This window comes from Deinococcus frigens DSM 12807 (assembly GCF_000701425.1).
Taxonomy (GTDB): Bacteria; Deinococcota; Deinococci; order Deinococcales; family Deinococcaceae; genus Deinococcus; species Deinococcus frigens.
In genome coordinates this window covers 44009-65516 of the sequence record NZ_JNIW01000006.1, presented here as the reverse complement: position 1 = coordinate 65516, position 21508 = coordinate 44009, and the positions used below count along the sequence as shown (strand labels likewise).

General features: G+C 67.5%; 26 protein-coding genes and 1 pseudogene. 12 read left to right on the top strand and 15 right to left on the bottom strand.

Annotation, left to right across the window (positions count from 1 at the left end; all coding sequences use genetic code 11):
• The first annotated feature begins 33 nt into the window (after positions 1-33).
• The 4 genes from Q322_RS0103705 to Q322_RS0103690 all read left to right on the top strand — a co-directional run bounded on the left by Q322_RS0103705 (position 34) and on the right by Q322_RS0103690 (position 3065).
• Positions 34-1053 carry a C39 family peptidase gene (locus Q322_RS0103705; RefSeq protein ID WP_051668110.1) on the top strand — a complete coding sequence of 340 codons (1020 nt, stop codon included), beginning with the start codon at positions 34-36 and terminating at the stop codon, positions 1051-1053.
• Between the two features lie 126 nt (positions 1054-1179).
• A complete protein-coding gene (locus Q322_RS0103700) occupies positions 1180-1953 on the top strand; it encodes a hypothetical protein (RefSeq protein ID WP_051668108.1) in 774 nt (257 codons plus the stop codon).
• A 13-nt stretch (positions 1954-1966) separates the two neighbouring features.
• Complete coding sequence (locus tag Q322_RS0103695) at positions 1967-2161, top strand: hypothetical protein (RefSeq protein WP_029476055.1); 195 nt, start codon at positions 1967-1969, stop codon at positions 2159-2161.
• 22 nt (positions 2162-2183) lie between these two features.
• Positions 2184-3065: a TAXI family TRAP transporter solute-binding subunit gene (locus tag Q322_RS0103690; protein ID WP_029476053.1), complete on the top strand. Its 882-nt coding sequence runs from the start codon at positions 2184-2186 to the stop codon at positions 3063-3065.
• A 44-nt stretch (positions 3066-3109) separates the two neighbouring features.
• Here the strand turns inward: Q322_RS0103690 and Q322_RS0103685 are convergent, their stop codons facing one another.
• A complete protein-coding gene (locus Q322_RS0103685) occupies positions 3110-3790 on the bottom strand; it encodes a winged helix-turn-helix domain-containing protein (RefSeq protein ID WP_029476051.1) in 681 nt (226 codons plus the stop codon).
• A 148-nt stretch (positions 3791-3938) separates the two neighbouring features.
• Between Q322_RS0103685 and Q322_RS0103680 the strand changes: the two genes are divergently transcribed.
• From Q322_RS0103680 to Q322_RS21530, 4 genes are all read left to right on the top strand, one after another.
• Positions 3939-4850 carry a peptidoglycan-binding domain-containing protein gene (locus Q322_RS0103680; protein ID WP_029476049.1) on the top strand — a complete coding sequence of 304 codons (912 nt, stop codon included), beginning with the start codon at positions 3939-3941 and terminating at the stop codon, positions 4848-4850.
• 207 nt (positions 4851-5057) lie between these two features.
• Positions 5058-6935, top strand: a complete 1878-nt coding sequence (locus Q322_RS0103675; protein WP_029476047.1) for an N-acetylmuramoyl-L-alanine amidase — start codon at positions 5058-5060, stop codon at positions 6933-6935.
• Positions 6936-7325 (top strand): MGMT family protein, encoded by a 390-nt coding sequence (locus Q322_RS0103670; RefSeq protein WP_245593123.1) that lies wholly within the window; start codon positions 6936-6938, stop codon positions 7323-7325.
• A 284-nt stretch (positions 7326-7609) separates the two neighbouring features.
• A complete protein-coding gene (locus Q322_RS21530; RefSeq protein WP_051668105.1) occupies positions 7610-8335 on the top strand; it encodes a c-type cytochrome in 726 nt (241 codons plus the stop codon).
• 50 nt (positions 8336-8385) lie between these two features.
• Here the strand turns inward: Q322_RS21530 and Q322_RS0103660 are convergent, their stop codons facing one another.
• Positions 8386-9264, bottom strand: a complete 879-nt coding sequence (locus Q322_RS0103660) for a LysR family transcriptional regulator (RefSeq protein WP_029476041.1) — start codon at positions 9262-9264, stop codon at positions 8386-8388.
• Positions 9265-9334: 70 nt separating this feature from the next.
• Here Q322_RS0103660 and Q322_RS0103655 point away from each other — a divergent pair, with 70 nt between their 5' ends.
• Positions 9335-10105: a class I SAM-dependent methyltransferase gene (locus Q322_RS0103655; protein WP_029476039.1), complete on the top strand. Its 771-nt coding sequence runs from the start codon at positions 9335-9337 to the stop codon at positions 10103-10105.
• 2 nt (positions 10106-10107) lie between these two features.
• On the opposite strand, the gene Q322_RS0103650 is transcribed toward Q322_RS0103655, so the two are convergent.
• The 7 genes from Q322_RS0103650 to Q322_RS0103620 all read right to left on the bottom strand — a co-directional run bounded on the left by Q322_RS0103650 (position 10108) and on the right by Q322_RS0103620 (position 14730).
• The gene (locus tag Q322_RS0103650; RefSeq protein WP_029476037.1) at positions 10108-10671 is read right to left on the bottom strand and encodes a hypothetical protein; all 564 of its coding nucleotides are present in this window, start codon (positions 10669-10671) and stop codon (positions 10108-10110) included.
• Positions 10668-11024 carry an MmcQ/YjbR family DNA-binding protein gene (locus Q322_RS0103645; protein WP_029476034.1) on the bottom strand — a complete coding sequence of 119 codons (357 nt, stop codon included), beginning with the start codon at positions 11022-11024 and terminating at the stop codon, positions 10668-10670. Before Q322_RS0103645 ends, Q322_RS0103650 begins: the two co-directional genes overlap by 4 nt.
• A gap of 26 nt (positions 11025-11050) precedes the next feature.
• Positions 11051-11350, bottom strand: coding sequence for a hypothetical protein (locus Q322_RS0103640; RefSeq protein WP_029476032.1), 300 nt, complete (start codon positions 11348-11350; stop codon positions 11051-11053).
• 111 nt (positions 11351-11461) lie between these two features.
• A complete protein-coding gene (locus tag Q322_RS0103635) occupies positions 11462-12817 on the bottom strand; it encodes an alpha/beta hydrolase family protein (protein ID WP_029476031.1) in 1356 nt (451 codons plus the stop codon).
• A 111-nt stretch (positions 12818-12928) separates the two neighbouring features.
• A complete protein-coding gene (locus tag Q322_RS0103630) occupies positions 12929-13189 on the bottom strand; it encodes a hypothetical protein (protein WP_029476030.1) in 261 nt (86 codons plus the stop codon).
• Positions 13190-13524: 335 nt separating this feature from the next.
• A complete protein-coding gene (locus Q322_RS0103625; RefSeq protein ID WP_156952859.1) occupies positions 13525-13818 on the bottom strand; it encodes a hypothetical protein in 294 nt (97 codons plus the stop codon).
• A 36-nt stretch (positions 13819-13854) separates the two neighbouring features.
• Complete coding sequence (locus tag Q322_RS0103620) at positions 13855-14730, bottom strand: sulfurtransferase (protein ID WP_029476026.1); 876 nt, start codon at positions 14728-14730, stop codon at positions 13855-13857.
• A gap of 113 nt (positions 14731-14843) precedes the next feature.
• On the opposite strand from Q322_RS0103620, the gene Q322_RS0103615 reads away from it, so the two are divergent.
• The 3 genes from Q322_RS0103615 (at position 14844) to Q322_RS0103605 (ending at position 16735) form a co-directional block, all read left to right on the top strand.
• Positions 14844-15302, top strand: a complete 459-nt coding sequence (locus Q322_RS0103615) for a SufE family protein (RefSeq protein ID WP_029476024.1) — start codon at positions 14844-14846, stop codon at positions 15300-15302.
• A 120-nt stretch (positions 15303-15422) separates the two neighbouring features.
• Positions 15423-16217 carry a thymidylate synthase gene (locus Q322_RS0103610; RefSeq protein WP_029476022.1) on the top strand — a complete coding sequence of 265 codons (795 nt, stop codon included), beginning with the start codon at positions 15423-15425 and terminating at the stop codon, positions 16215-16217.
• Positions 16214-16735 (top strand): dihydrofolate reductase, encoded by a 522-nt coding sequence (locus Q322_RS0103605; protein ID WP_029476020.1) that lies wholly within the window; start codon positions 16214-16216, stop codon positions 16733-16735. The genes Q322_RS0103610 and Q322_RS0103605 overlap by 4 nt, the downstream gene beginning before the upstream one ends.
• 29 nt (positions 16736-16764) lie before the next feature.
• Here the strand turns inward: Q322_RS0103605 and Q322_RS22175 are convergent.
• The 6 genes and pseudogenes from Q322_RS22175 to Q322_RS0103575 form a co-directional block, all read right to left on the bottom strand.
• Positions 16765-18136: pseudogene (locus tag Q322_RS22175) on the bottom strand (putative bifunctional diguanylate cyclase/phosphodiesterase).
• A gap of 268 nt (positions 18137-18404) precedes the next feature.
• Complete coding sequence (locus tag Q322_RS0103595; RefSeq protein WP_084147765.1) at positions 18405-19046, bottom strand: MASE1 domain-containing protein; 642 nt, start codon at positions 19044-19046, stop codon at positions 18405-18407.
• 217 nt (positions 19047-19263) lie between these two features.
• Positions 19264-19572, bottom strand: coding sequence for a hypothetical protein (locus Q322_RS0103590; RefSeq protein ID WP_029476016.1), 309 nt, complete (start codon positions 19570-19572; stop codon positions 19264-19266).
• A gap of 4 nt (positions 19573-19576) precedes the next feature.
• Positions 19577-20176, bottom strand: coding sequence for a DedA family protein (locus Q322_RS0103585; RefSeq protein WP_029476014.1), 600 nt, complete (start codon positions 20174-20176; stop codon positions 19577-19579).
• A gap of 273 nt (positions 20177-20449) precedes the next feature.
• Positions 20450-21112, bottom strand: a complete 663-nt coding sequence (gene recR / locus Q322_RS0103580; protein ID WP_029476012.1) for a recombination mediator RecR — start codon at positions 21110-21112, stop codon at positions 20450-20452.
• Between the two features lie 55 nt (positions 21113-21167).
• A complete protein-coding gene (locus tag Q322_RS0103575) occupies positions 21168-21458 on the bottom strand; it encodes a YbaB/EbfC family nucleoid-associated protein (RefSeq protein WP_029476010.1) in 291 nt (96 codons plus the stop codon).
• Positions 21459-21508: the final 50 nt, after the last annotated feature.

Sequence of the window (21508 nt, the reverse complement as noted above, 5' to 3'; positions counted from 1 at the left end):
GCAGATCATGAGCGCTGGTCATGATGGACGGCAGTGCGCGTCTTCCTTTCCCTGCTCACCTGCGGCTTGCTCGGAGTGGCCTCGGCGCTGCCCGCGCAGGTCAGCGTCGGCAAGATCACGCACGAGTACCAGCGGCTGAACAACTGCGGCCCGGTGACGGTGGGCATGGCCCTGAGCCGCTGGGGCAGCACCCTGAACCAGTACGACATCGCCCCAAAGCTCAAGACCAATGGGGGCGACGTGAACGTGTCGCCGGAGGAACTGGCCGCCTTTGCGCGCAGCCAGAGCATGAGCGTTCATCTGGCACGCGGCGGCACACCGCTGATGCTCAGGCGGCTGCTGGCCGCCGGGTTCCCGGTGATCGCCGAAACGTGGTTCGTCACACACGACAGCGGCGGCATGGGTCATTACCGCCTGCTGACCGGCTACGACGACGCGGGAGGCACCTTCTCGGCGCTGGACTCGTATATGGGCCGCCTGGGTTTCAGCTACGCCGAGCTGGACGAGCTGTGGCGTGCGTTCGGGCGCACCTATCTGGTGATCGCCCCCAGAGCGCGGCAGGCCGAACTGGACGCGGCGCTGGGCTACCACGCCGACGCGCGCGTCTCGAAACGTGCCGCCCTGCGCGTGGCGCTGAACGAGGCCGAGAAGAAGAACGACGCGGTGGCGTGGCTGAATGTGGGACAGGCCAAACTGAATCTGGGCGATTCGCGCGGCGCGGTGCGGGCCTTCGACGCGGCGTTCGCGGCCCGGCCAGATCCGAAACTCGATCCCACCCGCCCGGCGCACGCCGTGGGCGGCCTGCCGTGGCGGACGCTGTGGTATTCCTTCGGCCCGCTGGAGGCGTACACCCGCAACGCCCGTTACGACGACGTCCTCCGTCTGACCAGCGCGGTGCTGCGCGACGCTCCCGCCCATGAGGAGATGTACTACTGGCGGGGCCGCGCCCTGACCGGACTGGGCCGCGTGGCCGACGCGAAGGCCGCCTACCGCGAGGCGCTGCGGTTGCGCCCCGGTTTTTTGGCGGCACAGACGGAACTGGCGAAGTTGTGATCCCCCTGGCTGCCTTCTGAGAGAGCGGCTGTGGCAGTGAATGATGGACATGTCTCTGCCGCCCTCCGTGTCCTCTCCCCCACCCTCCCCGGCAACTTCCCAGCCTCGCCAGCCGTATAAAGAAGCATGAACGAACCTGTCCCCCAGGAGACGGTGATCAAGCTGCGGCCTGAGAGCAGCGGCACCGAACTGGCCCCCCGGCCCGTCACGGCGGGCAAGATCGCGCTGGCGACGGGCGGCGGCGTGCTGGCCCTAGCGGTGCTGGGCGGCGCGGTGGTGGCGCTGTTCAATGTGGCGCTGACCACCGTGACCATCCTGGCCTTCGGCGTGGCGTTGCTGGCGGTGATCGCGCTGCTGCCCGCTTTAATGCTGGCGCTGAGCGCGGGCCGGGTGCGAGCCAAGGAGGCGGTGGCGCGGGCCATGCCGCTGGAGACGCTGATCTTGCAACGCAAGCAGTTCGAGGACCTGATCACCGCCAAGGGTCGCCAACTGGCCGAGGCCAACGGGCACCTGGAAGACTTTCGCCGCCTGATCGATACCAACCGGGCCGACATGGACGCCGCCGATACCGGAAGATGGGAAAACGACTTGCAGGTCAGCCGCGACGCCTTTGCCCGCGCCCAGACCCACCTCTCGGACCTGCGCGCCGATCTGGGCGAGTTTGACCGCCAGATCAAGAAGGCGCGCATCGACACGCAGTTGAGCCAGGCCAAGGGCAACGTGGCCTCCGCGCTGCAACAGGCCAACCTGAGCGCCGAGGACCGCCACGTGACCGAGAGCGCCCTGAGCGAGATCGCCCGCCGCGCGGGCCGCAACGCCACCCTGCTGGACGAGGCGCTGGCGGCAGGCGGGCAGCCGGGCCGCGCTCAGTCAGGCCACGCGCGGGGAGCTGGCGCGTGAGCGGGGCCAGAAGATGACCCGCGCCCGCGTCCTGACCGCCGTGCTGGCCGCCGTCCTGCTCCTGTGTGCCGCCGCCGTCTATCTGGATCAGCAGGGGTTTTTTGGCGGCGGGGCCACGGTGTCCACTCCCTCTGTGCCCGCCACGCCATCCCGTCCGGTTACGCCCCCAGCCACCACCAACGGCGACGGTTACGGCGAACTGAAATGAATCCCTGTCCTGGAGGTCCACTATGACCCGCGCTCTGAGCCTGCTCCTGCTGTCCACCTTGGGCCTCGCCCACGCCGCCGATCCCACCTCGTTTAACGTTGCCACCGGCAGCCCCACCGGCACCTACAGCGCCATGTTCAAGAACATCGGGCAGGTCTGCACCCAGAGCGCGTACCTCAAGGAGCGCGGCACCGGCGGCAGCCTGGACAACATCGATCTGCTGATGAACAACGAAGTCTCGCTGGCTTTCGTGCAGAGTGACGTTCTTAAGGCCCGCCAGCAGATCGATCAGGATCCCAGGGTGGCGAACATCAAGGCGCTGCTGCCGCTGTACGACGAGGAAATTCACCTGTTCGCCAAACCGCCCGTGACCAGCAAGAGCTTTCTGGGCAAGACCACCGTAACGGGCGTGCAAACGTTCGGTGATCTGAAAGACAAGCGGGTGGCGGCCTGGGGCGGCAGCGTGATCACCGCCAAGGTGCTGAGCGCCAAACTGGCGGTGCCGTACAGCATCGTGCCCGTCAAGGACCAGCCCGCCGCTTTCGCCGCCCTGAACGCCGGGCAGGTGGACGCCGTGCTGGCGGTCATCGGGCAGCCTGCCGCGTGGGTCAAGGGCCTCAGCGGGGTGCGGCTGGTGCCGGTGCCGTTCAGCCCGCCGCTGGAGGGCATCTACACCGGTGCCAAGCTGCTGTACCCCAACCTGAGCGTCTCGGGCGTGCCCACCGTCGCCGTGCAGAGCGTGCTGGTCACCCGCGACTTCAAGACCCCGGACAAGAAACAGCGCCTGCTGGCCTACAAGAAGTGCGCCGAGGGCAGGCTGGTCAACCTTCAGGAAGACGAGGGCATGCACCCCAAATGGCAGCAGGTGACCTTCAAGACCTGGCCGTGGCCGGAGTACAGGTAGGCCGGAGTACAGCGAGGCCAGAGTACAGGGAAGCGGCAGCACGGTCAATCCGCGCCCAGGAAAGAACTGGTGGTGTGCGAGGTGCGCCCCACGAACTCGCCCTGGCCGTCCAGCGCGCCGCGAGAGGCCAGGACGGCAAGCGTGCAGACCTGGCCCTGATCTTTGAGGCCGTCCGCCGCCGCTGCCTTGAGCAGTTGGCTGAGGTCACCGACGAGCTTGCGGTAGCGCTCCGGTGTCAGCCGCAGGGTCAGCGCTTCCAGATGGCTGGGATGCGATTCCAGCGGTCTGGAGGTAAGTTTTGGGGGGACTTCCGCCTCGCCTGGGGCGTTGCTGAACCCGATGACGGCCTCCTCGTCCTCGCTGCCCAGCGGCAGGAAGGAGCGCTCGTAGGCCCGCTGAAAGTTGTCAGTGATCCGCCGTAGGGTCAGCACCTCGCCGCCTTCAGGATCGACGGGCGGCAGCACCGTCCACGGCACCCGGAACTCCCGCGCCGCCAGTTGGTAGAACACCCGGCCCCCCTCACGCCGGACCTCCAGCAGCAGGCCCAGCCCGGCCAGTTTGCGGGCGTGGTGGTGTGCCAGGTTGGCCGCCATGCCCGCCGAGACGGCGATCTCGCTGGGCGAGTGGGGGGCGACGAACAGGGTCAGGAAGGCGACGTTCTGCCGCAGGGCACGGGCGGTGTCGGCATCGGTCAGGCGCTGGACATCGGCGGGAGTGGGGGTCATGCCGCCCAGTCTGAACGCCCCACTTTCAGCGCGCGCGGGCCACGGCTGAAAGTTCGCCGGATTAACGCAGGATCAATCAACGCCGGATCAACAGCGGGCCGCCCAATCACTCAGCCATCATCAGCTTGCGCGTGCTAGCACTACAGGTATGAAGCGCGCCGCTGCCCTGGCTTTCTCCCTGCTCGTCGCCACCGCCGCTACCGCGCCGGGCAGGACAGACTTGGAAGCGGCGGCCACGCAGTCGGCGCAGATGCTGGGCGGTGTCCTGCGGGACTGCCCGACCAGTTTTGCCGGGATCGGCACGCCCGAAAAACAGTGCGTGGGTGTGGGCAACACGGTGGAAGACGCACGCCTGAAGCTGAGCGCGGCGCTGCCGAAAGAACTGTACGGGGTGTGGCGCAGCCGCGATGGGCAGCGCAGCGTCTACAACTGGCTGAGGACGGCGGGCGGCTACGTCTACCTGCGCCTTCAGCCGGACCCGAATGGCCGCGCCCAGACGCTGATTTACCTGGACCTGCCGCCCGCGCAGTCGGAGGCCGGATCAGACGCAAGCCCACCAAACGACGGAACGCAGATCGGCGGCGTGACCCTGACGCCAGCGGCCAGCGCCCCGCCCAAACCGGCCACCCCGGCAGAGGCCGCCGCGCCTGCCGCGCCCACATCCGCCGCAAGCCCGTCTGCCGAGACGCCGCCTTCACCACAGCCCTCCGATTCCACTGCAAAGCCCACAGCGCCCACTCGCAAGACAGCGCCCACCTCGGATGCCGCAGTGGCCGCCACTCCAAATCTCGCGCCCGTGCCGTTTGGCCGCGCGCTGAAATTGCAGAACAGGCGGCTGAACGGCCCCGACGTGCTGGCGGTGCAAAACCGGCTGATCGCGCTGATGCGCCCGCAACGCGCCGGGCAGGGCGACGGCTGGTACGGCCCGGTGACCACCCAGACCGTGCGCGCCTTTCAACAGGCCAACGGACTGCCCGTGACCGGCGTGGTGGACCGCAAGACCTGGGAGCGCCTGTTTTCCGCTAGCGCCCAGCACTTCGACGCCCCCCGGACGCCCTGAGAACCAGCGTTTAACGTTGCTTCTGGAAGAGGTCAGAGGCCGAGCAGCAGGCGTGAGAAGCCTTTTACCCTGTCGCAGGCGCGCTCCTAGACCTCACTCGAATACAAGTTGAGATATTCTATGAGATTCTTAACACCCTCCAGAAGTGGCCTTGATGAGGACCAGCACGGCGTTTCTCACTTAAAATCTTGAATAGTGGAAAGCGTTATGAAGCAGAAGATCATTCTTTTCTCATCTGCCCTGCTTCTAGGGGCGGCTGGAACCGGGCTGGCACAACCGGGGCAGGTACAGGGCGGCGACCCCTTTGTGCGCGAAGGCCCCACACAGGCCGCGCCCATGCTGCAAGGCATGCCCGGCACCGCCCCGGCCCCCAGCAACCTGACCCCCATCAGCCTGACCGGCGTGCAAAGCGCCTCCTTCGGGCCGCCGCGTTCCAGCAGCAGCGGCACAGCAACGCGCGTGGTTTTTGATCTGCCCGCCGGCGTCAGCTACACCCTGACCCCCACTTTTAACGGCTTGCGGCTGGACGTGCAGGGCGCGCGGGTGCTGCCCACCGTCTCCGGCAAGCTGGGCAGCAGCGTCAGCGAGTACCGCGCCGGGGGCGGGCAGGCCACCCTGATCACGCCCTACCCGCTGTCGCTGACCGGGGGCTGGCAGGCCACCGAGGCCACCTTGGCCAACGGGGCGCGGGTGCTGATCCTGGACTTCGGCGCAGCCCTCAGCGGCGGGGCCAGCCCGGAACTGGGCAGATTGGTCCGCACGGTGGCGCAGGGCAGTGTGCCGTCAGCGGCGGTCCAACCCGCAGCAACGCCGCCAGTGGTCACAAAAGGAGCGACCACGGCCCCCATCCTGAAGGCCCCCCCCGTGCTGTCGGTGCCGCGCGCCGCCGCGCCCACGCCTCCTGTGCCGACGGCGACAGTGGTACCGGCCACGCTGCCCCCCGGCGATGATGTGGCCCCCGCACCCGGCGGCCCACTGCCGCCCGCGCCCGCGCTGCCCGGCGTCAACCCGGAAATGCCCAGCGCCCTGGAGGGCCAGGTGCCGGGCACGGCCAGGGGCGCGCTGCTGACTCCGCCGCGCATCGGCAAGAATCCGGGGCAGACGCGCGTGGTGCTGGATCTGCCGCCGGGCACTGCCTACCGGATCGTGCCGGGCGGGATCGGCCTGCGGGTGGAACTCACGGGCGTGAGCGTCATGCCGCAGGTGGTGCAGAACATCAGCCCCGAACTGCGCTCCTGGCGGGCCGAGGCGACGCCGGGCGGGGCCACCTTTATGCTGCTGACCGCCTCGCCCACCACGCCGCGCAGCGGCTGGCGTGCCCAGTTGCTGCCGCCCACCAGCGGCGAGCTGTCGCGGCTGGCCATCGACCTGTCGCCCGCGCTGGCCGATCTGACGCCGCTAACCCCACAGCAAAAGTTGCTGGCCACCGTTCCCGCCATTTCGGCGGCGCGCGGCACGGCAATTCTGGCCCTGAGTGCCAGCTACGTGCGCCCGCGCGTGGTGATCGATCCTGGCCACGGCGGCAGGGACCCCGGCGCGGTGGGGACCGTGATCGAGAAAGAAGTGGTGCTGGACGTGGCCCTGCGGGTGGCCGCCCTGCTGCGCGCCGCTGGGGTGGACGTGGTCCTGACCCGTGACCGCGACAGCGCGCTGAGTACCGACAAAAACACTGACCTGACCATGCGCGCCAAGATGGGCACCCCCGGCACGCAACTGTTCGTGAGTATCCACGTCAACGCGATGGACGCCCGCAGCGCCCTGCGCGGCTACGGCGTCGAGACGTGGTGGAACCCCAACCACCCGCTGTCCAGCACTCTGGCGGCGCTGCTCCAGAACAACGTGGTGAATGAAACCGGGGCGTACTCGCAGGGCCTGAAGAACAGCCAGTCGCTGGCCGTGCTGCGCAACAGCCGCATTCCCGCCGCGCTTGTCGAGATCGGCTATACCAGCCATCCCGTGGACGGCCTGAATTTGCAGGACACCAACTACCGTGACCGCGTGGCGCTGGGCATTGCCACGGGCATTCGCGAGGCGCTGGTCACGGGCATCGTGGACGGCGGCGCAGTGGGCGGCGCAGGCAAGTAGGTGCCAGAGGGGCCTGAGCACAGCCGTCAGGTTTCCGGCGATTTTCAGGCGCGGGTGCTGGCGCTGGTGGCACGCATTCCGCCGGGCCGGGTCGTGACCTACGGCCAACTGGCGCTGCTGGCCGGGCAGCCGGGCGCGGCGCGGCAGGCAGGCCAGGTCATGAACGGCCTGATGGGCGGCCAGGACGGGGCGGGGGCCGAGCTGCCGTGGCAACGGGTTATCAACGCCCAGGGCCGCGTCAGCACCCACAAACTGGGGTTCGGGGACCTTCAGGAGCGGCTGCTGACCGCCGAGGGCGTCGTCTTCGACGCTTCCGGACGCTGCGATTTGCCCACGCAGCAGTGGTGGCCCGAGGAGGACCGCGCCGCGCCGCCTGAGGCGCTGTTTTAATACAGCGGCAATTTCATACGGTGGCAAATGGTGAGAGCATTCCTCCGTCCTTTCGCGGGACTGGCACAGCTCGGCGCGGGAGAGGATGGGAGAGGAACAGCTCAGCGGCGGACAGGCGCTCAGGACATCCAGCCGCCTGCGTTTTTAGCGCCTCGCCTGATACGGCAATTCTCTCCCACGCTTGTTCCAGAGCCGCGCCGGAAGGGGCCGTTAGCACCTGCTTAAAGGCCGCCTAAAAGGGGCAGGGGCGGCACGTCCCGGCGCTCCCAGCGTATGCTGAGCGCATGAACAGAACGCACAATCGCCGCAACCTCTGGGTAGAGGGGAGCCTGGTCTCCTGGATGGGCGGCGTGACCCTGGGCGTGGTCCTGGGCGTCACCCTGCTGATCGTGACCCCCCGCCTGATGGCCGCTCCCGGCGAGATGGCCAAAGCGCCCACGGCAGCCGAGCAGAGCGCGGATTCCACCCCCGGCGGCTCGGCCATGACCGGATCGGAGAAACCGGCCACGGGCACCGCAGCCAAGCCCGACACGTCCAGCACCCCCGAAACGGCCACCACCAGCGCCCCCACCACCGAGACGCCCGCCGATAACCAGACCAGCGGGGGCGAACTGCCCGCCGCGCAGTCTCCCGCCGTGGCCAACAGCACTACCGGCAATCCGCCCCAGCAGGACACCAACGCGGCGGCAGAGTCGGTGGCCGCCAGCGGCCAGGGCGACGCTGCCCCCACCCCCAACGCTGCCGAGGGCAATGCGGAGGCCGGAACCACCATCTTCGCCAGCAACTGCGCGGGCTGCCACGGTGCGGGCGGCGGCGGCGGCATCGGCCCCAGCCTGCTCACCGATCAGGGACCCAAGGGCTGGACGCTGGCGCAGTTCACCACCGTGCTGCGTAAGGGCGTACTGCCCGAGGGCCGCGAGCTGAGCGCGGTGATGCCCCGCTTTGCCGAGGCCCAGCTCAGCGACACCCAGATTGCCGACGTGCTGGCGCACATCAAGACCCTGAACTGAAGGTTGTCTATCTGAAATCGCCGCCCACATCAACGGGGCGGCGGTTTTCTCTACCGGTCCGCGCCCAGCCGCCCGGCCAGCGCCCGCAGGTCTGCCCGGTCCTCGTCCGCCACGCGGTAGACCATGCGCCAGCGTTCCGGGGCGATCAATGGCCGGGCGTCCCACAGTTCGCGCACGCGGCCCCGCGCCAGGGCGTCCTGAACGGCGAACAGCGGCACCAGCGTGGCTCCCAGTCCCGCCTCTACCGCCCCCACCACCGCGCGCAGATCGGGGGCCACCAGCGCCTGCCGGGCCGCGAATCTCTGCCCCAGAACGCCCAGAAAAAAGCGCCGGGTCACGGGCAACTCCACGCTGGAGCTGACCCAGGGGCGGGCGCTGAGCCACGCGGCCAGCCCGCCCAAGCCCACGTCCGGCGCGGGCCAGTCGGCAGGGCCGATCAGCACGTAGGGCACCTCGGCCAGCGGACGTTCGCTCAGGGCGCGGCTCTGGGGGGACAGGCCCACCAGCACGGCGTCCAGCGCCCCGGCCTCCACCCGTTCCAGCAAGCCACGCGCCTCACCGAAGCTCAGAAGCAGCGGCTGGGTCCAGTCGCCTAGGCGCGGCAGCACGTGACCCTGAAAAAACTCCGGGGTGGAGCCGAGACGCAGCGGCGTGCCGGAGGACGGCAGGCGGGACACGCGCAGGCTGCGGGCCACGTTGTCCAGCCGGTCCACGGCGTCGTCCAGGGCGGCGTACAGCAGCTTGCCGCGCTCGGTGGGGGTCACGCCGCGCGGCGTGCGGGTAAACAGCGCCTCGCCCACGCGGGCTTCCAGCGCCGCCAGTTGCGCGCTGACTGCGGGCTGGGTCAGGTGGCGTTCGCGCGCCGCGCCGCTGACGCTGCCCGCCCGGTAAATCGCCACGAATACCCGGAACGCCTCTGCTGTGGCCATCAGCTTCTGTTATACCCCTGAACATCAGCCATGATTTGAAGTCATGGCCGGGGCCGCGCACAATCGGGACATGACAGACGACTCGTCCAGCCGCGCGCAGTTCAACGCCAACGCCAGCAAGTACGCCGCCAGCGAGGTCCACCGCCACGGCCCCAGCCTGCCGGTGCTGCTGGACTTTGCCGCGCCCACCCAGCAGGACCGCGCGCTGGACGTGGCGACGGGCACGGGCAATGCAGCACACGCCCTGGCTCCTTTTGTAAGCGAAGTCGTGGGCCTGGACCTGGCCGACCAGATGCTGGCCCACGCCCGCCGACGCGCACAGGACGACGGGCAGACCAACGCCCGCTTCGTGGTGGGCAGCGCCGAGGCCCTGCCCTTCGCCGACGCCTGCTTCATGCTGGTCACGTCGCGCCACGCCCCGCACCATTTCCTGCACCTGGACCGCTTTCTGGCCGAGGCCTTTCGCGTGCTGCAAGGGGGCGGGCGGCTGGTCATCGCCGATCAGATCAGCCCCACCCCCGCCGCGCAACTGTGGATGGACGAGTACCAGAGCACACGCGATCCCAGCCACCACGCCCAGCGCACCGTGGAGGCGTGGCGGGAACTGGCGGAGGCGGCGGGCTTCGTGTGGACGCAGCACACGCTGGTTCCCTACCGCCTGGACTTCATGTGGTGGACGGCGCAGTCCGGCTGCACCCCCGAAACGGTTCAGCGCCTGCGCGCCCATGCCGACGCCCTGAGCGAATCCGAACGGCAGGCTGCCGGGCTGGAGTACGACGCCGGGGGCCAGTTGACCGCCCACCACGAGCAGATGATGGTGGTGCGGCTGGAAAGGCCCTGACTTCACCTCGCCAGTTGCCGGGCCTCGGCCTCCAATGCCAGCCGGTACAGCGCCCACTGCCCCGCCGCAAACCACGCACCCAGCAGCGTAACCAGCCCGCACAGCGCCCACGCGCCCAGCGTCAGCCGTCGCCCCATGCGCCGCACGCTTGCCCGCCCGTCCGCCGCCGCCGCACGGGCCTCGGCCAGCGCGGGCAGGGGCGGACGGGTTTTCAGGGCCTCCTCCCACCCGGCGGTCAGGGTCACGGCGGCGTTCAGGGCCTCAGGTCCAAAGGCGCGGTCCAGAAAGGGCGCGGCGCGTGCGCCCACCGCCAGCCGGTTCAGCGCCTGCACCGCTCCCAGCGTCTGCGGACCGGCCAGCGGATCAAACGGCGCGAGGGTGGCCTGTGCGTCGGCCAGGCGGGTTTCCAGAGTCAGCAATTGCCGGTCGGTGCGTTCCAGCACGGCGCGGGCCGGAATCAGCGCCGTGAACACCCCCACCCACACCGCCAGCACCAGCGCGGCGGCCAGCCACAGCCCGCCCAGCCCCAGGGTGCGGGCCAGGCGGGGGCGGCGCTGGGAATTCACAGGACCAGCGCCGCCCGCTGCGCCCGCGTCAGCCCGGCCACCACCAGCGCGTGACTGCCCTCCAGCAACCCCTCCACGAGCGCGTCTGGCAAACTGCCGTCCAGCGTCGCCGTGATCCAGCGGCGCTTGTTCAGGTGAGGGCCGGGCACGATGGCGTTGTGGCCGGTGCGTAGTTCTTCTCCATAGGTCGGGCGCACCTTGAGCGACAGCGTGAGGGGGTCCGCCGTGATGTCGCTCAGGGCGTAGACCTTGCCACCTACGCTGAACACCAGCGTTCCAGGGCCGAAGGGAAAGGGTTCCTCCGAGCAGGCCAGCCGCGCGCACGCTTCCCGAAGTTCGGCCACCGATTGCATGGGTTCAGGATAGACCGCGCCGGAGTTCAGTCCTCCGTGTGCGGATCGATGCCCTCGGCGCTCTCCAGAGCGATGTTCGCCTCGGTCATGGAGGCGTCGCCGCCGCCCGTCATCTGCTTGACCTCCTGCGCGCCGAGCCGCTGGCCGTGGGTGTCCGGCACAGGAGCGCCAGACGCGGGCCGCCCCTCCAGATGCTCCGGCGCTGGCCCCTGCCCGGCTGGCTGATGTTCGGCACCGGGATGGTCCGCACCCGGCTTCAGGTGCGGCGTCAGCGTGGGGTTGATGGGCAGGGCGGCGCGCCCACCCGTGGGTTCATCCTGGGTCATGCCCCAGCATGAACCCGGCGTGTCAGGAGAAGTTGAGAGGCGGCTGAAGACCGGGCAGGGTAGGAGGAGGCGCGGCCTGATGAATGGCCGCGCCTCCTCCTACCCTAGTCCTTACTTCGGCATCATCTTATAAAGCTCGATGCCGCGCGCGGTGCGGTTCTTGAACCCCTTCCAGGAGGTGTCGTCGGCTTTCGGCGTGCCGTCGGCGTTGCGGCTGACTTTAATGTCGTTGGATTTGGGCGTGGGCACATTCAGGTACGCGGCGTCCCCTTCCTGGCCCTTCAGCTTCCAGTCCAGAAAGGCGGTCACGAAATGCTGGTTGATGTTGTTCAGGCGCGACATGTCCCAGGCGGGTTCGGCGTAGTGCATGTAGTCGTCGTAGCTGTTCAGCGACGCAGCAGGGGGCGGGTTGGGCGCGGAATTGTGCGAGGCGTTCTCGTAGACCAGCATGTACCGCTCGGCATTGACGGCGTTCTCGAACAGCGGCTTCACTCCGCCCTCATAGTACGCCACATCGTCGCGGCTGCCCACCACAAACATTGTGGGCACCTTGAGTCCGACCAGGCCCGCCTCGTCCCAGAAGCCGTACTTGCCGCCCGTGTTGATGCCGATGCCGCGCACGGCGGCGTCCCCGCCCCACGGCGCAAAGGCCACCACCGCCTTGATGCGCGGGTCCACCTTGTAAGCGCCAGTTTGGCGCACCTTCAACGCCCCGCCCGGCACCAGCGGCAGCATTTCTGGGCCGAAACCTGCGCCCGCCGCGTTCAGCGCGCCGTAACCGCCCATGCTGTAGCCCACCAGCGCGGTCTGGTCCGCGTTGATCAGGCCGCTGAGGGGCGAGCCGCTGCCCGCCGTGCCCAGCCGGGCCATCTCTGTCAAGACAAATTCATCATCCAGGGCGCGGTTGAGCAGCGTGCTGGCAAAAGCTACCTTGTCGCCGTGGGTGCTGTCGGTGTGGTCAATCGCGGCCACCACGTAGCCCTTGCTCGCCAGATTCTCGGTCAGGTAGGTCATCAGGTAGCGGCTGCCCGGATAGCCGTGAGACACGATCACCAGCGGATATGGGGCCTTGGCCGCGACGGGCGGGGCGTCACGGGTGGCGCGGCCCAGCGTGATGAACGGTGTGTTGGGGCGTTTGGGATCATTGGGGCCACTGCCCAATACGTCGTTGTAGGTGGTGCTGCCACTGCCGCTGTCGCCCTGCGCCGGATACCAGACCTCCACCGTCAGCGGGCGGTCGTAGCGGGGAATGTCGCCTTCCTTGGGTGCCCTGGCGATGTCCAGTTGACCGGGATTGGTCAGCGTCAGCGTCCGCACGCCCACCGCGTAGGGGCCGCGTGCGCTCAGCTCGGGTGCGTCGGGGCGGGCGTCGCCGGGCACCGACTGGGACGGGTCGGTGGCGGCCAGTTGAGCGTGGGCGGCGGGCAGGCACAGGGCCAGGGTCAGGCACAGGGTAAATCTCTTCATGACTACAAACCTCCGGAAAGCAGGCAACGGCACTTGCCGCACGGGAGCGGCAGGGTTGGATTGTCGATGCACCTGCCAGACTAGCTCTAAAGCGGGGGCATCATGCCAGGGTCAGCCGGGCGGCCAGCCACGGTCGCCGCGCAGAGCCAGCAGGTCCAGTTCCCACAGCAGCGCGGCGTAGAGTTCGCCGTTCAGTCTGGAGGCGGCGGCGTCCACCAGCAAGTCCTCGATGGTCTCGGCGTGGAGGTCCGGCGTTTCAGGAAAACCACGGAGGCGCACGCGGCCATCCATCAGCTCGTCCAGCGTGAGCACTGTTTTTCCGGACTCATCCCGCAGATGAACGAGGGTGCGCCGGATGGTGGGGGCGTTCATTCAGGTGAAATCCAACAGGAGTTCCCGACAACTCGCATTCGGCGGCCTGCCCGCTCCGTCTTCCTCACCCTTCCGTCGCTCCACGCCTTCCTTCCGCCGCTCCACGGCTGAATCATACGGATTCCGGTTGAGCAGTTACGCAATAACTGCGAAACCCGACCAACGGGAGAAGGAAAAGTACGGATTCCAGAATGGTGTTGGCTTTTGGTGCTGTCCCAAAAGATAACTGAATGACCGGAATCCGTATCAGTCGTCCACAAGGGGCGAGGGAAAAGCGTGTCCGGGGTTCACTTGAACTTGTGATGCCGCCAAAAAAAAGAGACTGGAACGCCCCATCATGCGGCCTCCAGTCGTTCCGGATTTTCCCCGGCGACTTCCCAGCGTGAGCGCCTCACGCCCGCCGGGAAGTCGCCGGGGAAAAAATTGAGGATTCCCAGATCCTCCACGGCGTTGCCCGCTCCCTGGAGCTGGTCCAGACGGGCAGCGCCGGGCGGACGCCGTAGACCTCTGCCCCGGCACTGCACCACCAGCAGCAAGACCGCCGCAACCACCAGTTTTATGGGGTCAGCTTGAGCGACGCCCTCTCCTGGCGCTCTGCCCACTGGAAGCATGAATACCGGGAACCGCACACCATCTCCGCCATCAGGCGGCCTGGGCTGGGACGGTTAAGCCTCGCTGTAGGTCTTTTCGATGGGCATGCCCACGGCGTTGCCCCACTCGGTCCAGCTTCCATCGTAGTTGCGGACCCTGGGGTAGCCCAGCAGCTCGCGCAGCACGAACCAACTGTGGCTGCTGCGCTCGGCGATGCGGCAGTACGCGATCACGTCCTTGTCGGGGGTCACGCCCTCGCCCGCGTACAGCTCGGTCAGCTCGTCGGCGCTCTTGAAGGTGCCGTCCTCATTGGTGGCCCGCGCCCAGGGAATGCTGCGTGCGCCGGGAATGTGGCCGCCGCGCAGCACGCCTTCCTGTGGGTAATTGGCCATGTGCGTGACCTTGCCCGAGAACTCGTCGGGGCTGCGGACGTCCACCAGCGCGCCCTTTCCGGCCTGCACGCTTTCCAGATGCGCGCGGACCTCGTCGCGGTAGGCCCGCAGGCTCTCGTCGCGGGTCAGGGCGGGGTAGTGCGTGGCCTCATGGGTGGGCGCGTCGGTGGTCACCTCGCGGCCCTCGGCCATCCATTTCTGGCGTCCGCCGTTCATCAGCTTGAGATTGGGCACGCCGCTGTACGACAGGAACCAGTACGCGTAAGACGCCCACCAGTTGCTCTTGTCGCCGTAGAGGATGATCTGATCGCCTTGCCTGATGCCCAGGCGGCCCAGCAGTTCACTGACCTGATCGGGGCCGATAAAATCACGCTCCACGGGGTGCCAGAAATCGGTCTGCCAGTCCACCTTGACCGCGCCGGGGATGTGGCCGGTGTCGTACAGCAAAATGTCCTCGTCCACCTCGATCAGGCGCACGCTGGGGGTATTCAGGTTCTGTGCCACCCAGTCGGTGCTGACCAGCACGTCTTTGACATATTCCGAATTAATACTGTCCATGTTTGAACCTCCAGAGTTCTTACCGAGAGTCTAGCCTTCACCACTAGTTGACCGATCATGTCAACTGGACAAACCTCACCATAGCGGACGGGGGTGCGGCGGTACAGTGACGCATGACCTCTGATTCCTCTACCAACGCCGCGCTGCCCGACAAGCTCCAGGGCATCGTGAGCATGTTCAGAAGCGCGCCCAAGTCGCTGCGCCTGCAAGCCCTGCTGGAATACAGCCGCAAGCTGCCGCCCCTGCCCGCGAAGTACGTGGAACACCCGGAATTCATGCAACCGGTGCCCGAATGCACCAGTCCGTTTTTCCTGGTGACCGAACAGGGCGAGGGCGGCGGCGTCAACATGTACTTCAAGGTGCCGGAGGAAGCCCCCACCGTGCGCGGCTACGCGGGCATCCTGCACGAGGCGCTGGACGGAGCCTCGCCCGACACGATCCTGAGCGTCCCCGACGACTTTTACATGAACATGGGCCTGTCCGAACTGATCACGCCGATGCGCCTGCGCGGCATGGGGGCCATCCTGATGCGACTGAAGAACGTGGTGCGCGCGGAGCAGGGCGCGGTGTGACGGTTAGACTCTAGGCGGTCAGAACGTCCATCGTTCCCTAGCAGCGCCGGGTCCCGCGCCAGACGCCCATCCACAGCAGATGGCGAAGCATTCTTGCGGCCTCCCTTTACACTGTTGCCCATGCAGCCCTACCTCGATTTGATGCGCCAGATTCTGGAGGGCGGAGCCGTCAAGACGGACCGCACCGGCACCGGCACCCGCAGCATGTTTGGCGCGCAGCTGCGCTTCGATCTGGCGGACGGCTTTCCGCTGGTGACGACCAAGAAAATCCATCTGAAGTCGGTCATTCACGAATTGCTGTGGTTCCTGTCGGGCAGCAGCAACGTGGGGTATTTGCAGAACAATGGCGTGAAAATCTGGGACGAGTGGGCGGGTGAGGACGGCGACCTCGGCCCCGTCTATGGCGTCCAGTGGCGCAGTTGGCCCGCGCCGGACGGACGGTACATCGATCAGATCAGGCAGGTGGTGGAGCAGATCAAGTCCAACCCCGATTCCCGCCGCCTGATCGTGAGCGCGTGGAACGTGGGCGAGATCGAGCGGATGGCGCTGCCGCCCTGCCATGCCCTCTTTCAGTTCTATGTGGCCGATGGACGCTTGAGCTGCCAGTTGTATCAGCGCAGCGCGGATATGTTTCTCGGCGTGCCGTTCAACATCGCCTCGTACGCGTTGCTGACGATGATGGTGGCGCAGGTCTGCGGTCTGGAGCCGGGCGACTTCGTCTGGACCGGCGGCGACTGCCACCTGTACAGCACCCATCTGGAGCAGGCGCGCGAGCAACTGTCGCGTAATCCCAGGCCGCTGCCCACCATGCACCTCAACCCGGACGTGAAAGACCTGCTGGACTTCCAGTACGGAGATTTCAGACTCACGGGCTACGAATCTCACCCGCACATCAAGGCGACGGTGGCCGTTTGACCCCGCGCCTGACCTTCGTGGTGGCGATGGCCGAAAACCGCGTAATCGGCAAAGGCGGCGACCTGCCGTGGCGCTTGCCCGCTGATCTGGCGCACTTCAGGCGGCTGACCCTGGGCAAGCCGATGGTCATGGGGCGCAAGGTCTACGACTCGATTGGCAGGCCGCTGCCCGACCGACAGAACATCATCCTGACGCGCAACCCGGATTTTCAGGCACCCGGTTGCACCGTTGTTCACTCGTCCCAGCAGGCTCTCAAGGCGGCTGGAGACGCGCAGGACATCATGATTATCGGCGGTGAGGAGATTTACCAGTTGTACCTGCCTCAAGTTGAGCGGGTGGAACTGACCCTCGTTCACGCGGAGATCGGGGGCGATACCTTCTTTCCCGAACTGCCGGGCGAATGGACGGAAACGGCGCGGCGCGAGCGGGCGGCGGACGGGCGCAATCCGTATGATCTGAGTTTTCTGACCCTGGAGCGGAGGGGGGGCGATGTGGGCGTTGGTCGCCAGCAAGCCTGAGGATTCGCGCACCCTTCCCAGCGTTAGCATCAGTTTCCGGCAGCGTCAAACTCGGTGTAGACCAGCGGGCCGGTCTGCTGAGCCAACACCCTGGCAGCCCCGGCGTCCAACGGGGGCGAGATGTAAAAGCCCTGCGCCAGCGTGAAGCCCAGCTTACGGACCTGCGCGTATTGCCGCGCGGTTTCGATGCCCTCGGCCACGGTGATCAGGTCCAGCGCCTGACCCAGTTCGGCCACTGCGCGCACCAGCGCCGTGCCGGTGCGGTCCCCGTTCAGATCGGCGATGGGGCTGCGGTCTACCTTGAGGGCATTGATCGGAAACTGGCGCAAGGAACCCAGGGACGAGGAGCCGGTGCCGAAGTCGTCGAGGGCCAGTCCAACGCCCGAAGCGCGCAGGGTCCGCAGGGTGTCCACCGTGGCGGCGCGGTCGTTCATCAGCACGTTCTCGGTCAGCTCCAGCGTCAGGCGTTCGGGGGGCAGGCCGCTGTTCTCCAGCACGCCCCGAACCTCGTCGGCCAGGCCGGGCAGGTGGAGCTGGGCCGCCGTCAGGTTGACGCCCAGCGCCGGAGCCGCGCGGCCTGCCACAGACGGCCATCCGGCGGCCTCGCGGGCGGCGGCGCGCAGCGTCCAGCGGTCCAGCGGCACGATCAGGCCGGGCCTCGGCCAGCGGAATAAAGGCCTCGCGAGCCAGCAGGCCGCGCGTGGGGTGGGGCCAGCGCACCAGGGCCTCGAAGCCCCGTAGAAAGCCGCCGCGCAGATCGATCACCGGCTGATAGTGGACCTCCAGCGCGCCGTCCGCGATGGCCGCCCGCAAGTCGGTTTCCAGTTCCAGGCGGTCCAGGACCGCACGGTGCATGGAGGCGTCGAAGACCTGGGCGCGGCCCCGGCGGTGCGCCTTGGCGTGGTACAGGGCCACGTCCGCGTCTCGCAGTAGGGTTTCACTGTTCTGGGGCGGTCCCGCCAGCGCGCCGTACAGCGCGATGCCCACGCTGGCGCGCACCTGCAACTCCAGACCCCCCACCGGGATCACCGGCTTCAGGACATGCAGCAGCCAGTCCGCCGCCTCGAAAGCCTGATGCGGGCCGGGCAGATGCTGGAGCAGCACAGCGAACTCGTCGCCGCCCAGCCGGGCCACCGTGTCGTCCGGGCGCACGCTGGCCTGGAGGCGCTCGCCCACCTGGATCAGCACCTGGTCCCCGGCGCTGTGGCCCAGACTGTCATTGATGGCCTTGAAGTTGTCGAAATCCATCAGCAGCACGGCCAGGCTGTTGGAGACAGGAGATCCCTCCAGCGCCCGCGCCACCCGCTCACCGAACAGTCGGCGGTTGCCCAGACCGGTCAGCGGATCATGCAGCGCCAGGTACGCCAGCCGCGCGTTCAGGTGCCGCCGCTCGCGGATCACCGCCCCCAGCAGCAGGCCCGCAACCGTGACCGTAACCAGGCCGAATTGCAGAGCCAGCCCGCCCGTTCTCTCGGTGCGGCCCGCAGTCAGCAGGGCCACGCCCACGTTCAACGCCAGCACACACACGGCGGCAGGGGCGAAGCCGTGCCGGGTGGCGATCCACAGCACCGGGACGAACAGCGCGTAGCTGTAGTCGAGGGAGGTGCCGCGCGGCCCCCCGTACCCGGCCCAGACCGCCAGCGCCACCAGCGCGGCGGCCACGGCGGCGTCACGGACCCTGGGCCAGACCTCCGATCTGGGCCGGGTTTCCGGCGGCGGGGCCGGGGGCCAGCGCGGGTGCAGACGACCACAGCCCCGGCCAGCGCCCCAGCAGCAGCAGCAAGGGCGGAGCCAGCAGCCCGACGCCGGTGGCGCTGCCCGCCCACAGTTGCAGGGTCCGTGTCAGGCCCTCGCCCGGGGGCAGCAGCCCGGCCACCGTCAGGTTGAGAACCTGCAAGGCCGACATCGCCAGCGGCGTGCCCAGCATCGCCAGCGGCGTGCCCAGCATCGCCACCGCCACGAACAGCGCCACGTCGCGCAGGTGGGGCAGACGCGGATCGATGTAAAGCGGGCGCAGCAGCAAGTAGGCTCCAGCAGTCGTGGCCGCCACCGTTGCCGCGATGTACCCCAGCAGCGGCAGGGCGGGCAGCGGCTCCATCACCAGAAAGGTATGCACCAGTCGGCTGAGGATTAGCAGCGGCCAGTAGCGCAGCCCGCAGACCAGCAACAGCACCACGTCCAGCGCTACCGCCGGATACCACACCGTAACCTCCGGCGTGACGGCGAACTGCTGCGAGACTACGTCCAGCCCGTACCACGCCAGCAGGTACAGCGCGCCGATCAGCACTGGACGAAACCGCGAGCTGGGCATGCTCTTACCTTAGTGCGAACCGGGAACCGGATGAGAGGAACCGAGTCAAGGAGCCTGATCATTTTCCTGTTGGAAGTTGAGCGTATTCTTCATCCAGCGCAGGATGGAGTGGCCGCTCGGTGGTCTGACGTGATACGGATTCCGATCACTTCTTGACCCGAGGCCGCCAGTGCTACAGGGACGGTTGAGAGAGCCGAACACCCGAATCACCGCTCAATTAGAGATTCAGTTCGCTCCACAGGTCACGAACGACGGAGGCCACCAGTTCCGGCTCGTTGAACTGAACATAATGATCGCTCTGGAGCGCCGGAATCTGCCGACTGTTGGTGGACGCCCGCGCCAACTGGGACTGAAGGCGCTGCCACACCTCCTGCTGGGCGTGCCACAGGGCCTGATCCGGCACGAATTGCTGCTGCTTCGGCCCGTGGCTGCGGTTGCCGCGTGACACCACCCTCAACGGCAACCTGCCCAGACAACCGGCGGACACAGCGCCCATCAAGAGTTCCCGGCTCTGAACCTCTGCCATCTGCTTATTCTTTGGCCGCGCCCCGCCGCGCCTGCATGAACTTCAGCACAATTGGGATCACGCTGACCACCAGCACCACGGCCACGATCAACAGGATGTACTTGTCCAGATCGGGGATCAACTGCCCCAGGTAGTAGGCCAGAGCGGTCAGGCCCACACCCCACAACACTGCGCCGATGATGTTATAGAGCGTGAACAGCGCAAAGGGCATGCGGCTCACGCCCGCCAGCGTTGGCACCAGCGTCCGCACGATGGGCACGAAGCGGGCCAGGATCACGGCCAGCGCCCCGTAGCGGACGAAGAACTTCTCGGCCTGCGCCACGTATTCGGGCTTGAAGAAGCGTGAGTTCTGGTTGCTGAACACAGCGGGGCCGAAGCGATGTCCGATCCAGTACCCGGCAGAGCAGCCGATGATGCCGCCCGCCACCACCGCCGCCATCACGCCCCCCAGATTCAGCTTGCCGCCCGCCGCCAGCAGGCCCGCCGCGATCAGCAGGCTGTCTCCGGGCAAGAAAAAGCCCACCAGCAGCCCGGTTTCCGCGAAGACGATCAGGAATATCCCCAGGTAAGAGGCGGAGAGGATTGCGTCAATCAGGGAGGACATCTAAGGCGACAGCCTACGCGATCCGGGTGAGCGACGGGTCATCCGAAAGAAAGCGGGAGTCAGGAGTGGTGTGCAGTCTGGGTGGTGAGTGGGAGACTGGCAGCTTATGGGCGGCTGCCACGGTTTGACCCCTCCACTTCGCAGCTTTGCGGGTCGGCCCCGCCGGGGCACCTCCCTTAAAAGGAAGTCCACGATATTTCCGCGCTCCACGGGCTTTCGTCCTTCTTTGTTCCCTTTGAGGGGAGCTGATGGCGAGGCAGATGGGGGGGGGTATTACCGCGCTGGAACGCCCACCGCCCCCTCTGCATCCTCGCCGTCGTTCTTGACTTTGGGGGGCCGGGGCTTGCTGACCTGCTGGCGTCCGGTCATGGCGCGGCCCAGGGTCACCTCGTCGGCGTATTCCAGCGCGCCGCCCACCGGCAGCCCGTAGGCGATGCGGCTGACCAGCGCGCCCAGCGGCTCCAGCAGGCGCTGCAAGTACAGTGCGGTGGCGTCGCCCTCCACGGTGGTCCCGGTCGCCAGGATCACTTCCTGCCCGTCGGTAACGCGCGGCAGCAGCGGCTTGATATGAAGCTGTTCGGGGCCGACACCGTTCATGGGACTCAGGACGCCGTGCAGGACGTGATACAGCCCCCGGTACTCGCCGCTGCGCTCGATGGCGATCACGTCGCCGGGTTCCTCCACCACGCAGATGATGGCCTGATCGCGCGCCGGATCGCTGCACACGTCGCAGCGCTCGGCGTCGGTGATGTTGAAACAGATCGGGCAACTGTGCAGGTCACGCTTGGCGGACAGCAGCGAACCCGCCAGCCGCTCGATGTCCTCACGCGGCTGCTCGAACAGGTAAAAGGCCAGCCGCTGCGCGCTCTTGGGACCAATGCCCGGCAGCCGCGACAGCTCGCGGATCAGGGAGACCAGTGAGGGCGGATACTTCATGGGCTGGAACCGTTAGTGCCCGCGTTCACAGACTGCCCAGCCACGTTCCACGTCCTCAAAATCCGGAAAGCCCCAGCCCGCGCGTGGCGTCCTGTTGCAGGGCGTCGGCCTGGGCGCTGGCATCCTGAATGGCCACCAGAATCAGGTCTTCCAGCGCTTCCACATCGTCCGGGTCCACCGCCTCAGGCTTGATCTTGAGGGCCGTGACCTTGCCGTGGCCGTTCATCGTGACCGTCACCAGGCCGCTGGCCGAACCTTCCACCGATTTGGCGGCCAGGTCTTCCTGAATCTTGGCGGCGGCAGTCTGGGCCTGCTGGATCTGCTTCATCATTTTCTTCATGTCCATGGTGGCTGCATTCTAGCTGGGGCGGGCAGCGGGGAAGGTGGCGTGGTCCG